We start from the raw sequence: 16,569 nt of genomic DNA, 5'->3' as shown, positions 1-16,569 counted from the left end.
CTCAAAAATACATTTATTCATAACACTTAAACCATATGAAGAAACTATACATCGTATTGTTTTCGGCAGTATTGTATCAAACAAATCTTAAAGCGCAAACTACCGGGAGCTATTTCACATCCAACCCAACACTTACTCCCGACGGCAAAACCGTAATTTTCACTTACGAGGGCGACCTATGGAAAGCCGATATTAACAACTCGGCAGCAACCAGGTTAACAGCTATGCAGGGCGAAGAAACCAGTCCACGGGTATCGCCCGACGGGCAATGGCTTGCCTTTTCGTCAAACCAGTTTGGCAACAATGATGTGTACGTGATGCCCCTTGCCGGCGGTGATATCAAACAGCTTACCTATAACGATGCCGGCGATAATGTTGATTCATGGAGCTGGGATTCAAAATCTATCTACTTTAACTCTTCCCGTTATAATGGTTTCAGCGAGTACAAGGTAGCTGCAACCGGTGGTACGCCTGTGCGGCTCTTCGGTCATTATTTCAATACCATACACGGCGTGGTTGAACATCCGCAAACCGGCGAGTTGTTTTTCAGCAATACCTGGGAAAGTATCTATTTCCCAACCCGCAAGCATTATAAAGGTGCCTATAATCCCGATATTCAATCATACAACCCTAAAACCAAAGTTTATAAAAAATACACCGACTGGCAGGGTAAGGATTTTTGGACCACCATTGATCAAAAAGGGAATATCTATTTTGTATCCGACGAAGGCAACGAGGAATATAATCTGTACACGTTTATCGATGGCAAAAAAACTGCTTTAACTCAATTCCCAACATCTATTAAACGCCCGCAGGTAAGTGCCGATGGCAGCAAGGTAGTTTTTGAAAAAGATTACCAGATTTTTGTTTACGATGTTGCATCTAAACAAATGCAAAAGCTAAACTTTAACCTGTTTCGCAACAACATATTACCTAAAGACCAATCATTTGACGTTGGCGGCAAAATTGGAGCGGCGGATTTATCGCCTGATGGTAAAAAATTAGCTTTTGTATCGCGCGGCGAATTATTTGTAAGCGATGCTGAGGGCAAATTCATTAAAAAATTGGAGCGTAACACCAGCGAACGCGTTACCGAAGTTGACTGGCTAAGCGACAATAAAACCTTAATTTTTGGTCAAACACTGGGTGGTTTTCCAAACTGGTATACTATAGCTGCCGATGGTACCGGCGACGAAAAACAACTTACTGCAGATAAAGGCAGTAATCGCTCTTTATGCATGAATAAGGATCGTACACAGGCCATTTACTTGAGCGGCCGAAACGAACTGAAGCTATTGGACATGAAAGCACTTACATCAAAAACCATTGTTACCGATGAGTTTTGGGGCTTTGAGAATACCGCGCCGAGGTTTTCGCCAAACGGTGAGTATGTTATTTATAACGCATACCGCAATTTTGAGATGGACGTATTTGTTTATGAGATAAAAACCGGAAAGATCATTAACCTGACCAACAGCGGTGTTACCGAAGCCGCGCCGTTCTGGTCGCCGGATGGAAAGTATATTTATTTTACATCGTCTCGTACACAACCTGAGTACCCATATGGCTCAAAGGACTCTCATATCTACCGGATGCCATTGCAAAAGTACGATGATCCGTTTAGGATGGATAAATTCACCGCATTATTTAAAGAGGAGAAAAAGGATTCGGACGATAAAAACAAAAAGGATAAAGACAAAAAAGCATCCAACAAAAAGAAACCCTTATCTGAACAGCCTACACCAAAAGCTCCGGACGATATTACCATTGATACCGAAGAGTTGATGAAGCGGCTGGAGCGTATCAGTCCTGAGTTTGGACAGGCGCAGGGTACATACGTAATTCAAAAGGGAGATAAAACACTGGTATACTATGCTTCAAACCATAGCGAGGGCAAGGCAGCACTTTACCGCACCACCCTCGAAAACTTTGAGCAGCCCAAAACAGAAAAAGTTGGCGGCGGCGATTTTGGCAACTTTGATATTTTTGGCAATGGCGATAAATATTTTATAACGGCAGGTGGCAATATTTACACCTTAAATATCGATGCCAATAAGGTAGATAGAGTAGATATCAATTACAGCTTTACCCGCAATATGGCGGGCGAGTTTGCACAGATGTTTGACGAAACCTGGGCCGGTCTGGATGAAAATTACTACGATGGTAGTTTCCACGGTGCCGACTGGAAGAAGGTGCATGATACCTATAAAGCTTTTGTGCCTTATATTAACAACCGTGCCGACCTGCGTCTGTTACTGAACGATATGCTTGGAGAACTCAATTCATCGCACCAGGGCTTTTACTCAAACGGTAGCGAGGAGAAAAAAAACATCTCCTACCGTACCATGGAAACCGGGATCATTTTTGATAATGAATCGCCATATAAAGTGAGCAGTATTGCCATCCATAGTAATGCAGATAAAGCAGGTATCGATGTAAAACCGGGCGATATACTGAAAGCAGTAAACGGCGTTACTGTCGATGAAAAACAAGACCGTAACTATTACTTCAGCAAACCATCGCTTGATAAAGAAATTGAGCTAACCTTTAATCGTGGCGGCAAGGATATTAAAGTAAAACTTCACCCCGAATCAACCGGCGATCTGTCGGGCAACCTTTACGACGACTGGATCAAGACCAACGCTAAAACTGTTGCCGAGAAAAGTAAAAACCGTATTGCTTACTCATATATGAAAAATATGGGCGACGGCGCTTTGCAAGACTTTCTGGAAGATATGGTCGACGATGCTTATAATAAAGATGCGCTGATCCTCGACCTGAGGTATAATACCGGCGGAAACGTACATGATAATGTATTGAAGTTCCTGTCGCAAAAGCCATATCTGCAATGGGCTTATCGTGATGGTAAAAAAGCACAGCAATCAAACTTTGCACCGGCAGCTAAACCTATTATCCTGCTTATGAATGAGCAAACCCTAAGCGATGGGGAGATGACCTCACAAGGCTTTAAGCAATTGGGCTTAGGCAAGATCATCGGCACCGAAACCTACCGCTGGATTATTTTCACCAGCGGCAAAGGCTTGGTCGACGGTTCTTTTTACCGCATCCCGGCCTGGGGCTGTTATACACTTGATGGCAAAGACATTGAAAAAACAGGCGTAACACCAGATATTTATGTAAAAACTGATTTTGCCGACAGGCTGGAAAATAAAGATCCGCAGTTGGATAGGGCTATTGAGGAGATTTTGAAGCAGTTGAAGTAGCAAGACCTATAAAACCGTCATTGCGAGGTACGAAGCAATCGCGAACTATGCAGAGCTGCTCTGTAAGTCGGGGATTGCTTCGTACCTCGCAATGACGTTTTCATATTATGCTTCTTTTAGATTCATCAACCGCAACTGCCACTCAAAACTGCAACTGCAGCTATCTAATCTCTAACACTAACCTCCACCCACTTATTTAGAACATATCCAAATAACATTTGTATATAGCACTAACCGCTTTCAAATGTTATTTTTTGTAAATTCGCCGCTCTAAGGCCAGTTAATGGGCTTAACGTCAATTTCTTTTACTTTTCACCTAAAAATCAAATACAAATGGCTTTTGATTTAGATATGATCAAAAAGGTTTACGACCGCTACAGCACACGTGTTGATGCTGCCCGTAAAGCGACCGGTAAACCCCTAACTTTAACCGAAAAGATTTTATATGCCCACCTTAGCGAAGGCGATGCTCAAAAAGCATTCGGTCGCGGGGTAGATTATGTTGACTTTGCACCAGACCGTGTAGCTATGCAGGATGCTACTGCGCAGATGGCCCTTTTGCAGTTTATGCAAGCTGGTCGCCCGCAGGTTGCTGTTCCGTCTACCGTACATTGCGATCACCTGATTCAGGCTAAAATTGGCGCTGTTGAAGATTTAAGCACCGCTGTTGACGTTAACCGTGAAGTTTACGATTTCCTGGCTTCAGTATCTGATAAATATGGTATCGGTTTCTGGAAAGCCGGTGCAGGCATCATTCACCAGGTAGTGTTGGAAAACTATGCTTTCCCTGGTGGTATGATGATCGGTACCGACTCACATACACCTAATGCAGGTGGTTTAGGTATGATTGCTATTGGCGTTGGTGGTGCTGATGCATGCGACGTAATGGCTGGTTTACCTTGGGAGCTTAAATTCCCTAAACTGATCGGTGTTAAATTAACCGGTAAACTTTCTGGCTGGACTTCAGCAAAAGACGTTATCTTACGTGTTGCTGGTATTCTTACCGTAAAAGGTGGTACCGGTGCTATTGTTGAATACTTTGGTGAAGGTGCACGCTCAATGTCGGCAACCGGTAAAGGTACTATCTGTAACATGGGTGCCGAAATCGGTGCTACTACCTCTATCTTCGGTTACGACGAAAAAGCTGCTGCTTACTTAAAAGGTACTAAGCGTGCCGATATCGCTGACTTAGCCGACGCTATTGCTGAACACTTAACCGGCGACGAAGAAGTTTACGCTAACCCTGAGCAATATTTTGACCAGGTTATCGAAATTAACCTGAGCGAGCTTGAACCACACGTAAACGGTCCGTTCACTCCGGATTTGGCATGGCCTATCTCTAAATTTGCTACCGCTGTTAAAGAAAACGGCTGGCCTACCAAATTAGAGGTTGGTTTGATTGGTTCATGTACCAACTCATCATACGAAGACATTACCCGTTCAGCTTCTATCGCTAAACAGGCTATCGATAAAAAATTAAAAACTCAGGCCGAGTTCACTATTACTCCGGGTTCTGAGCAGGTACGTTATACTGTTGATCGTGACGGTTACCTTGCTACTTTTGCCGAAATGGGCGGTGTGGTATTGGCTAACGCCTGCGGACCATGTATCGGCCAGTGGGCACGTCATACTGACGATCCTACCCGCAAAAACTCTATCATCACTTCGTTTAACCGTAACTTCGCTAAACGCCAGGATGGTAACCCTAACACCCACGCTTTCGTAGCATCTCCTGAAATTGTTACTGCTTTCGCTATTGCAGGTGACTTAACTTTTAACCCACTTACCGATACCTTAACTAACGAAGCCGGTGAGCAGGTTAAATTTGACGAGCCTCAAGGTATCGAATTACCGGTAAAAGGTTTCGCAGTTGAAGATGCAGGCTACCAGGCACCAGCCGAGGATGGCAGCAAAGTTGAAGTTATTGTATCTCCAACTTCATCACGCTTACAATTACTTGAGCCATTTAAAGCTTGGGAAGGTACCGACATTACAGGCCTTAAATTGCTGATCAAAGCTAAAGGTAAATGTACTACCGACCACATTTCAATGGCCGGCCCATGGTTGAAATTCCGTGGTCACCTGGATAACATTTCAAACAACATGTTGATCGGTGCTATCAACTACTTTAACCTTACTGCCGATAGCGTTAAAAACGAATTAACCGGCGAGTACGGTCCGGTTCCGGCTACCCAACGCGCTTACAAAGCAGCAGGTATCGGTTCGATAGTAGTAGGCGACGAAAACTATGGCGAAGGTTCATCACGTGAACACGCGGCTATGGAACCACGTCACCTTGGTGTACGTGCCATATTGGTAAAATCATTTGCCCGTATCCACGAAACCAACCTTAAAAAACAAGGTATGCTTGGTATCACTTTCGCTGACAACAACGATTATGATAAGATCCAGGAAGATGATACTATCGATATCACCGGCTTAACTACTTTCGCCCCGGGCAAACAGTTAACCGTTGTGTTACACCACAAAGATGGTTCAACCGAATCATTCCCTGTAAACCATACTTACAATGCTCAGCAAATTGAGTGGTTTAAAGCAGGTGGTGCATTAAACATCATCCGCAAGCAAATGGCATCTTAATTTCGGATATCGGAATTTTGATTTCGGATTTAATATTTGAAAGCCTTCCCTATTGGGGAGGCTTTTTTTGTTGGATGGTGCCTCGTTGGTCGTGTCCCCACGGCCAACTATATGTAATAAAAAAAGCGCCCGTGGGGACACGGGCGCTGGGGAGAATATAGTTTGGAGCCCCTCTCCCGTTGGCCGTGTCCCCACGGCCAACTATCTCAATAAAAAAGCGCCCGTGGGGACACGGGCGCCGGGATAAAAGTATATTTTTCAGTTCTATGAACTATTAACTATGATCCATGAACTAAACTATCCATGAACTAAAAATTAGAATTTATATCTTACAAACGCTTCCATAGCCTCATATTCGGCAAGGCCAAGGCGGTCGTAGCGTTGGGCGGTGTCGCGGGTGCGGTCTTCTGCACGTACCCAGAACTCTCTTGCATCATCGCCAGGGAATACCGGTGTATCTTTTTGCGACTGGTGTTTGAAGATAGCGTTACGTTTGCGAATTACCTCTTGTGGTGACAATGGTACAGCCATTTCTATTTCGTAAGTTTCAAACTCATGCCATGCGCCGCGGTACATCCATAACCAGCAATCTTCTACCCAGGCTTCTTTGCCTTTCAGCCTGTCCAATGCGGCTAAAATAATCTTGAAGCACACGAGGTGGGTTCCGTTAGGATCGGCAAAATCACCTGCCGCAAAGATCTGTTGTGGTTTTATTTTCTGCAGCAAATCGATAGTCAGCTGGATATCTTCCTCGCCTACTGAATTCTTTTTGGTTTTGCCTGTTTCATAGAAGGGTAGGGCCATGAAGTGGATATGATCATCTTGCAAACCTGCATACCTTGCACCAGAGATTGCCTCTGTTTTCCTGATAAAGCCTTTTACATTGCGGATCTCCTGGGTGTCAATTTCGTTTGGCTGCTTGGTTGGGAAAAATGCACGCATATCTTCATATGATTTCTGAAGATGAGTGGTGTCTTCGCCGATGCTGTTCGTAAAGTCGATGGCAAATTCCATGTACCTCAACACATCATCATCCCATACCGCAGTATTACCTGATGTTTGATAAGCTACGTGTACATCGTGGCCTTGGTCTACCAAACGAATAAATGTCCCGCCCATGGAGATCACGTCATCATCGGGGTGTGGTGAAAAGATGATACTTCTCTTTTTGGCAGGCAATGCCCTTTCCGGTCTTTGTGAATCATCCGCATCCGGTTTGCCGCCCGGCCAGCCCGTAATGGTATGCTGGATCTGGTTAAAGATATCGATGTTGATATTGTATACAGGGCCCTGCTCTACAGCAAGCTGAGCCATGCCGTGGTTATTGTAATCTTCTTCGGTTAGTTTCAGTACCGGTTTGTTAACCTCGTTGGCTAACCAAATCACGGCCTTTTTCTTTAACTGGTTATCCCATACACAATCTTTAACCAACCATGGGGTATCAAACCTTGTCAGTTCTGAAGCTGCATCTGCATCCAAAACAAATTCCACATGTTGCGACAGTTGCAGGTAGGTTGCAGGTACATCACCCGAGATCTCCCCTTCTACCGCTTTCTTGATGATCTGGGCTTTCTTCTTGTTCCAGGCCATCAGGATGATCTCTCTCGCTTTGAAGATAGTACCGATACCCATGGTGATAGCTTTGGTTGGCACATCGGCTTTACCGCCGAAATCACGGGCGGCATCACGCCTGGTCAGGTCATCAAGGGTTACCATCCTGGTACCAGAGTTTGGTGCCGAGCCCGGCTCGTTGAAGCCGATGTGACCTGTACGACCAATACCCAGGATCTGAAGGTCTAAGCCGCCAAGCTCTTCAATTTTCTTCTCATACGCTAAACAGAATGCAACAACCTCGTCTTTATCCAGCGTACCATCAGGAATGTTAATATTATCCTTTTCAATATCAATATGGCTGAACAAATTATCGTACATGAATGTCACATAGCTTTGCGCTGCTGTGGGTTTCATCGGGTAGTACTCATCCAGGTTGAAAGTGATCACGTTTTTGAAGCTTAAGCCTGCTTCTTTGTGCAGCCTTACCAGTTCGGTGTATACCCCTATCGGGGTCACGCCTGTAGCAAGGCCCAATACCGCTTTTTCGCCTTTAGCTTGTTTTGAGCGGATCAGATCTGCTATCTTATTCGCTACAGCCACCGAGGCCTCATGCTGGTTGTTGTACACGCTCACCGGTAACTTCTCGTAACGCGTCTCTTCCAATAAATTTAATCGTGCCATAATTTGTTCAGAACCTATATGTTATATGTTAAAGTTTAAAAAAGTCGCTATACAAAAAACCCCCGCCATGGGCGAGGATTTTTATCAAACCAATTAACAAAAATGTTTATCCTCACCGACATGAGAATAAAGTAAAGTGCGTATAATAATATGCTATGCATTATCAATACAAACTTACTAAAACAAAATCTGAATCAAAAGAACTTTTTAAATTTTTTTAATAAGTATTTTATCCTGTAAAGCATGATTTGACGGGCGCTTTGGTTAAAATTTGCATTACAACAATTAAGTTTGATGTAGAGACGCATCACATGCGTCTTTCCGTGTGCTCAGATTAGTGACTCCTATTCGGCTTGTCCTATGGGAGACGCATGTGATGCGTCTCTACATCCAAAATCACAAACCAATAATATCCTTATAAAAAGGCAAAAGAGCTCCTGATGGGCAGGAATACTCTTTTTGCTAACCAATTATAAAACATAAATCATGAGGAGAAGAGATGCAGGGGTGGAATCGAACCATCCATTTGCTGCCGGCCAGCACCTGCCATTTAGTTTAAAAATGAACCCCATTTGCAAACTAATCTGTTGCAAATATATAAATATTCTATTAAATCTATATATTTAGTAGAATTTATTCATAAAACATTCATCATTCCTAAAAATCACATTAGCTATCAGGCTTTTAAATTTCACATCTACCGTTGATCGGACTTATTGGAGCAGATCTTTTCGAAAGGAACAGGGTATTCTTCGCCTAATGATTTTTCATATTCGGCACTAAACTCCTCATAAATTTTACGCGCGTGTTCAATGCCTTTAGTGCGGCGTAATGCCTTCAATTTAAACTTAATCCCGATGTCATTAAAAGGGTCGATATTCAGCACAATACGTGAAATTTCCAGTGCTCTCTTATAATCCCCGGCGTCGTAAGCCTTTTTTATCACCGGCAAAATAACCGGCATTAATACTTCCTCGTATTCCTGTTTAAAATCGTCGAGCCATATCTCGGGGATATGCTGCAACAAACCACCGCGGGCCACTAAATCGAAGTGACTGAATACAGTCTGCTCATTAACATTAGCTTGCTTTAGCGAATCTCTAACTACAAAATAATCGCAATAAAAACCTTCGGTAATAATAAAACTATAGGTATCATTCAAAAAAGCGAGCTCCAAACCGTCAATATCCGAAAGGATATTGCGCAGGTGATTTATGGTTACGCCGCGGATATTCTTGGTCTTAACCACATCCTTATCGGGCCAAAGTGTAGTAGATATCTTTTTAGATACCACCCCATTTTTTTCACGGCTGTTTAACAAAATAAGGATAAAGAGTTGTTTGATCTTAGGGCTAAACAGGTAAGTGATGTCCCGCTTATTTTTATCGTAAACAGTAAAATCGCCCAGCAGGTAAACTGCGTTGGCTTTATTGTCTGTTTCCTTTTCTTCGGTCTCTTCAACAACTTCCGCTTCGTTTACAACAGGTGTGGGTTCATCATCATCCCTTTTTCTTCTGAGGAAAAATGTCACAATACCAAATAACAACACCAATGCCGATGCTCCTCCTAAAACCCTGTATAAAGTAAAAGATTGTTTCCTGGGTTCGTGGGCAGCCAGATAGGCTTCCTGGCTTACGGGTGGCGCAGTAAGTGCAAAGATTTTTATGGTGGATCGCGTTGGGGTTTCAAACTCTTGTGTTGTACAATAAAACACATCCTGTTTGGCGTTGTAAAACAGGTTATGATCTGTCTCAATACGTTCAGATACCACCGGGATAGTACCGCTTACCACCTGGTATGAACCGTCCTTTATTGAAAACTTATACAGGCGCAAACTCGTTTTAGGCCGTTCGTGCGGATAGCATAATACGTAAAGAAACTGCTTATCCTTTGAAACAATAAGGTTGTTAGCAGGTACAAAAGCCTCCTCATCAGGCTTAATCTCCCATAGTTTTTTGATGGTACGATTGCTAAGATTAACCCGGTAAAGATCATAATAGTGCATCCCGCCTACTACCTGGTTGCCCGATTGGTTGCCGTAACCTCCAAAAATGTAAACTTCGTTATTGCTGTCAGCCGTACTTGCTGCCGAGAAAAACCGCGGATTGATCACGTCGCCGGTAAAGCTTTGCTGCTGCCAGGCATCCGCAATTTTATCGTATTCAAAAAAGTTATTATAGTATTTAAATGACCCGTATCCGCCAAACAGGTAAAAGTTATTAAAGTCTTTGTCGTAAAAAATATTATGATGGTGCCTTTGCTCCATTATGGTCGATTTGCCATAAAAATCCCAGTTAAGGCTGTCAAGGTTAAAAGAAGCAATACTTGGTGCAGGCTGCGGGGCCCTGAGTACCTCATATAAATAGCACTTATTTTCCTTAAGGTTTACGATGCTTTTGCCTAAATGTAAAGGCACTTCCAGCTTACTTTTAAATGGTTTAGACCAAACCGCATCTCGTTCAACATCATAAAACATGAGCGAATCACTTTTGAAAATAAAGAACTGCTCACTCTTTCCATCAAAGTTGATTCCGGCAACCTCATTAAAAGTATGATCGAATTTTTGCTTCCAGAAATATGATTCGTTGATAAGCCATGCCGGGTTGTCAACATGGCCCAGGTTATCACCACCGGCTGTAAAAACATCGTTCCCCGTCCATTCACTAAGCGGGAATGTATAGGTTTTATCATCGTTACTGACAACCAGGTTTTTGATAGCCATATTGGGCACGTCCGAATAATGTTCGTTTTTGCCGAAAGTGATCTTTGCAGTTATTTTACCGGTAAAACCCAACTCGTTAGCCCGATACCATTTTCCGTTTACGGAGATACCTACCTTATCACCTTTAAGGTCAAGATCAACAATCACCTTAAACCATTTACGTCTTTTCAGCAAAGCATCAGGAAGAGGAATATTGAGCTTGTTGCTACGGCTGTCGATATTGAAGTTAAGGAACGAGCCATGATCGTAAATGGCACTCAGACTGTATGAGTTACCCTTATCATCGGTTAAATTTAAAATATAGCCAAGATGCTGGTTATCCCACAATGAAAGATCAAACCCGATAACCAAACGATCATGAAAAGTTGGCAAATCATCCTTAAAAACCTGGTATGAGGTACGCTTGCTCATCAGGCTATCGTTTGAACCAAATTGCAAACCCTGTCCCATGCTTTGAATTGCGGGCAGCAGCATAACAAAAAGCAATACAAGCTTACATGCCCTTTTTGAAAGCAATAAAACCTTAGTTTTTTTTACCATTTAAAATACATGTTTAAACTCGCTGATCGGGCAGCGTTACAGGTTAGAATAATGTGCTAAAATATGGATTTTTTGGGTATTGGGCGAGGTAGATTTTCATCATTCCGGCTATGACTTATTGTACCGGCATTCATTTTATCAGCCTCCGAAACTCTTTTTTATAAACCGTAAAAAACTTTTTACATACACACACTAAACCCGCTTCAAATATGTTCAAAGGCGCTTTATCAGTTACAAACCTACCTGTCAGCCACTTACAGTAATAAAAATAATACATTACTTGTACAGCTAAGCGTAGTCATACTAAAACATTTTGCCCGAAGCCGGTATTCTTACTTGCACAACTAAGTTGGTATAAGCCGCTACAGGTATAATTTTAAAACTATGCCATTGAAAGTAAAACATATCATAACGTTCTTTTTTTTGCTCACGGGCAGTTTGCGCCTTCACGCACAGGATAGCACACTGGTAGGCCAATCACTTAAATGGGACCTGGCTAAGTGTATCGACTACGCCAAAAAGAACAACATTCAAATTAATTCGTTACGCCTGTCGCAGCAAACCAGTCAGCAGGAGTATTTACTGGCCAAGGCTGCCCGCCTGCCCGACCTTTCGGCAACGGGTTCGCAAACTTTTGCCCATGGCAATAATTTCAGCAATGGCGATAACGGCAGGCATTCGGGCTATAACGTATCCGGCTCGTATGGGATAAGCTCGAACGTAACGCTGTACAACGGTAGTTACATCAACAACAACATCTCTCAAAAAAACCTGCAGGTACAATCTGCAAATCTGAGTATCCTGCAGCAGGAAAATGATATCGTGCTGCAGATAACCCAGGCTTACCTTACTGTATTACTGGATAAAGAAACCATTATTTATAATACCGATTTACTGAGCACTACGCAGGCACAAGTAAAACTCGAACAACAACGGTATAACGTGGGCAGCGTAGCCCGTAAAGACCTCATCCAGTTGCAGGCGCAACAGGCTACCGACCAATATACATTGGTAAACTCGCAAAATGCGGTGCGTAATGATCTGCTCACCCTGAAACAATTATTGGTATTACCTACCGATCTGAGTTTCGATATCATGCAGCCCGATACGGTGATGGCCCCTATCGATAGCATTTCCTCTTTCCGCGAAGCCGAACAAACCGCTCTTCAAAACCGCCCCGAAGTAAAAAATGGCGAATTAGGCGTTAAGATTGCACAGTTTGACGTAGATAAAGCAAGGGCAGGCTATAAACCTACCATTACCGCAGGCGCATCGCTCAATACAGGATATGCCAACGGGCAGGGTGTTTCGTTCGGCAACCAGATCAACAATAACTTTTATCAGCAACTGGGGCTCAATTTATCCATTCCAATATTTACCAAACGGGTGGTAAAAACGCAGGTTGAAGAGGCAAAGATCAATGTAAAACAATCGCAGCTTGATCTGAAAAATACGAAGATCACCCTGTCGCAAACAGTTGAGCGGGCTTACATTAATGTACAAAACGCGCGCAGCCAGTTTAATGCTGCTGCCGAAGAATATAAATTCAGTAAGGAAAGTTACCGTATTGCCAGCGAGCAGCTTAAAGTTGGCGTAGCCAATACGGTTGATTTTCTATTACAAAAAAACCTGTTTGTGCAGGCACAGCAATCATTTGTGCAGGCTAAATACAATGCCCTGCTCACATTAAAGATCTATGATTTTTACAGGGGGGTACCTATTACACTATAATATCGGTTATCATGAAAAGCAGTTATAAAAAGATACTCATTATTGCAGGCATAGTGGTGGCGCTGGTGCTCATCTGGTTCCTGTTCATCAGGAAAAAGGAAGAGCCCATTGTGTTGCAAACTCAAAAACCAACAAAAGGCTATATAGCCCAAAGTGTAACCGCCACAGGCCGCATTGAACCGGTTGATACCGTTACTGTAGGTACGCAGGTATCGGGCATTATCAAATATGTTTATGCCGATTTTAACTCCAAGGTTAAAAAAGGGCAACTCATTGCCGAACTCGACAAATCGCTGTTACAGGCCACACTTGATCAGGCAAAAGGAACATTACTTAATGCCCAAAGCCAGCTGGTATTTGCACAAAACAACTTCGGCAGGCAAAACCTGCTTTTTAAAACCGATGCCATCAGCAAGGCCGATTATGATACAGCGCTGAATACATTGAACGCTGCAAAGGCCCAGGTTAAAAGCGCCGAGGCGCAAGTACGGTCAGCTCAAAAGAATTTATCATATGCGGATATTTATTCGCCGATTGATGGTGTAGTGCTTAATCGTAACGTAAGTGTAGGGCAAACCGTTGCAGCAAGTTTCAGTACCCCCACCCTGTTTGTACTTGCTAAAGACATCACGAAGATGGAGGTTGAAGCCAATGTAGACGAAGCTGATATAGGAGATGTAAAAGCAGGCAACAGGGCTTCATTTACGGTTGATGCTTTTATTAATGATCAGTTTGCGGGTACCGTTGAGGATATCAGGTTACATCCTTCAGTCTCCTCAAATGTGGTTACTTACACCACCATTATCAATGCCCCCAACGATGACATGAAGCTGAAGCCGGGCATGACCGCCAGTATCATCATTTACACCAAAGAAATTAACAACGCGCTGCTTATCCCCGCCAAAGCTTTAAGCTTTGCGCCCGATTCTGCATTAATGAAAGATTATGAGATAGTAGGTAAAGTGGGGCACAAAGGGAATAAAAAAAGAAGCGGAGGCCAGGGCGGAAATAATACTACAGGCAATGGCGGAACCGGTGATAACACGGCTGCTATACATACTGCCAAAAGCAGAAAAGACAGCAGCGGCGTTAATAAACAAACGGCCATAGTATGGGTATTACTGGGTAAAAAGATAGTGCGCAAAAAGATCCAGACCGGATTGAATGACAATACCCAGGTTGAAGTTTTATCAGGTTTAACTGCCGATGATGCGGTGATCACTGGTATTACCGGCGGGGCTTCAGGTTCTTCAACGGCGACTGCTAAATCAACCGGTAGTCCGTTTATGCCGCAAAGGCCACGTAGCGGAGGGGGAGGACGCCGGTAATGAGCAAAAAAATCTTAGACATCCGCGAGCTGAAACGGGAGTTTCAGATGGGAAGCGAAACCGTACGGGCGCTTAAAGGGATTTCATTCGAGGTAGAGGCCGGTGAGTTTGTAACCATTATGGGAAGCAGTGGTAGCGGTAAAACCACCCTGCTTAATATTTTAGGCTGTTTGGATAAACCTTCAATAGGCGATTATTTTTTGGATGGCGTAGATGTGAAAAAGCTATCGCGCGATGAATTGGCGCAACTTCGTAACCGTAAAATAGGTTTCGTTTTTCAGGCATATAACCTGCTCCCGCGTACATCAGCATTAGAAAATGTAGAATTACCGCTGCTATACAACAGGGAGATTAGTGTAAGCGAACGCCGCGAAAGGGCCATCCATGCGCTGGAGGCTGTAAAACTGGCCGAACGATTAGATCATACACCAAGCCAGCTTTCGGGCGGGCAGCAGCAACGCGTGGCCATAGCCCGGGCACTGGTGAATGAACCGGTAATGATTTTGGCCGATGAGGCAACGGGTAACCTGGACAGCCGCACGTCATACGAAATCATGTCGCTAATGCAGGAACTCAACTCACAGCAGGGTAAAACCATTGTGTTTGTAACGCACGAGCCAGATATAGCATCCTTCAGCAGCCGTACCATACAATTGCGCGATGGCAGGATCCAGAAGGATACCCCAAATGCCAATCAGCGATCGGCAAAAGAGGTGCTTGCAGGTTTACCCATTTCTGACGACTATTAAAGCGAAGCAACCATGAATTTATTTAACCTGATCCGGATAGCTTACAAAGCTCTGCAACGTAACAAATTGCGGGCCTTTTTAACCATGCTCGGTATCATCATCGGTGTGGCGTCGGTTATAGCAATGGTAGCTATTGGGCAGGGATCAAAACAAAGCATTCATGACCAGTTATCGAGCATGGGCTCAAACATGATCACCGTGTTACCAAGCAGTAACCTTAATGGAGGCGTGCGCATTGCAGGTTCAAGCTTTCAAACCCTCACACAAAAAGATATTACCGCCTTGCAAAAAGCGCAATATATTACCGAGCTCTCACCTTCAATAACGTCAAAAGGGCAGGCAATTAACGGTGCCCTGAACTGGCCAACAACCATACAAGGCGTCAGCCCTGACTATCTGGATATCCGCAAGCTGAGTTTAAAAGATGGTATTGCCTTTACCGAACAGGATGTGCTTACATCGGCAAAGGTTTGTTTGATAGGGCAAACAGTTATCGACAACCTGTTTCCTAACGGCGAAAACCCGATAGGAAAAGTAATTCGCTTTAATAAGATCCCTTTTCAAATCATCGGCATACTCAATCCAAAGGGGCAAAACGCTTTTGGACAGGATCAGGACGACATCCTGATAGCACCTTATACCACTATCCAAAAAAGGATCCTGGCAACTATCTATTATCAAAACATTTACGCCTCTGCAGCCAACGAACAGGTAACCGACGCAGCCGTATCAGAAATGACACAAATCCTCCGCGACTCGCACCGTTTGCGCGATAGCGAGGATAATGATTTTACCGTTCGTACACAGGCCGAACTGATCAATACCTTAAGCTCAACCAGTGGTTTACTTACAGTGCTGCTAACCGTAATTGCAGGTATTTCGTTAGTAATAGGTGGTATTGGCATCATGAATATCATGTACGTTTCGGTAACGGAACGCACGCGTGAGATTGGTCTGCGTATGTCTATCGGTGCCCGCGGAAAAGATATTATGCTTCAATTTTTGATGGAGGCCATCCTGATCAGTATCACTGGCGGCATTATTGGCGTGATATTGGGAATTGTATCGTCAAACCTGGTTACGCTTACTTTATCGTGGCCAACTATCGTATCCGAATCATCTGTGATGTTATCGTTTGTGGTTTGTGCTATTACGGGGATCTTTTTTGGATACTACCCGGCGCAAAAGGCGGCGAGGTTGGATCCTATTGAGGCGTTGCGATATGAATAAAAAGTAATAATCGGCGGCCAGAGGCCGTGAGATAGTTGCCACTCGGCTGGCGCCGAGCAGCGGCGAGGATTTATAAAACTATGTCATTGAGCGCAGCGTGGCAACTGCACGCAAGCATCGCCGATCTGCATACCTACGAGATTGCTTCGTCGTTCCTCCTCGCAATGACATAAAATTAATAATGCAGCCGTTCGCCTCTCGCAAGTGAC

The 16,569-nt window shown here is 43.8% G+C and carries 8 protein-coding genes; 6 read left to right on the top strand and 2 right to left on the bottom strand.

The window, feature by feature from the left end; translation table 11 throughout:
• Positions 1–35 precede the first annotated feature (35 nt).
• On the top strand, positions 36–3,224 hold the full coding sequence (locus BMX50_RS28535; protein ID WP_091218897.1) for a S41 family peptidase: 3,189 nt from the start codon (positions 36–38) through the stop codon (positions 3,222–3,224).
• A 333-nt stretch (positions 3,225–3,557) separates the two neighbouring features.
• Positions 3,558–5,825 carry an aconitate hydratase gene (locus BMX50_RS28530; RefSeq protein WP_091218894.1) on the top strand — a complete coding sequence of 756 codons (2,268 nt, stop codon included), beginning with the start codon at positions 3,558–3,560 and terminating at the stop codon, positions 5,823–5,825.
• 315 nt (positions 5,826–6,140) lie between these two features.
• Here the strand turns inward: BMX50_RS28530 and nagB are convergent, their stop codons facing one another.
• Together nagB and BMX50_RS28520 are read right to left on the bottom strand one after the other, a co-directional pair.
• Entirely contained in the window at positions 6,141–8,060 is a 1,920-nt protein-coding gene (nagB, locus tag BMX50_RS28525; protein WP_091218890.1) for a glucosamine-6-phosphate deaminase, read from the bottom strand.
• Positions 8,061–8,757: 697 nt separating this feature from the next.
• Positions 8,758–11,322, bottom strand: coding sequence for a Kelch repeat-containing protein (locus BMX50_RS28520; protein ID WP_091218886.1), 2,565 nt, complete (start codon positions 11,320–11,322; stop codon positions 8,758–8,760).
• Positions 11,323–11,706: 384 nt separating this feature from the next.
• On the opposite strand from BMX50_RS28520, the gene BMX50_RS28515 reads away from it, so the two are divergent.
• The 4 genes from BMX50_RS28515 to BMX50_RS28500 are packed head-to-tail and all read left to right on the top strand — an operon-like array spanning position 11,707 to position 16,360.
• On the top strand, positions 11,707–13,053 hold the full coding sequence (locus BMX50_RS28515; protein WP_091218882.1) for a TolC family protein: 1,347 nt from the start codon (positions 11,707–11,709) through the stop codon (positions 13,051–13,053).
• A gap of 11 nt (positions 13,054–13,064) precedes the next feature.
• The gene (locus tag BMX50_RS28510; protein ID WP_091218878.1) at positions 13,065–14,381 is read left to right on the top strand and encodes an efflux RND transporter periplasmic adaptor subunit; all 1,317 of its coding nucleotides are present in this window, start codon (positions 13,065–13,067) and stop codon (positions 14,379–14,381) included.
• Entirely contained in the window at positions 14,381–15,130 is a 750-nt protein-coding gene (locus tag BMX50_RS28505; RefSeq protein WP_091218874.1) for an ABC transporter ATP-binding protein, read from the top strand. The genes BMX50_RS28510 and BMX50_RS28505 overlap by 1 nt, the downstream gene beginning before the upstream one ends.
• A gap of 12 nt (positions 15,131–15,142) precedes the next feature.
• Positions 15,143–16,360 (top strand): ABC transporter permease, encoded by a 1,218-nt coding sequence (locus BMX50_RS28500; RefSeq protein ID WP_091218871.1) that lies wholly within the window; start codon positions 15,143–15,145, stop codon positions 16,358–16,360.
• Positions 16,361–16,569: the final 209 nt, after the last annotated feature.

The sequence above is a fragment of the Mucilaginibacter gossypiicola genome (assembly GCF_900110105.1).
Classification (GTDB): Bacteria; Bacteroidota; Bacteroidia; order Sphingobacteriales; family Sphingobacteriaceae; genus Mucilaginibacter; species Mucilaginibacter gossypiicola.
The sequence above is the reverse complement of the archived record's forward strand: the minus strand, read 5'-3'. Positions and strand labels throughout refer to the sequence as shown.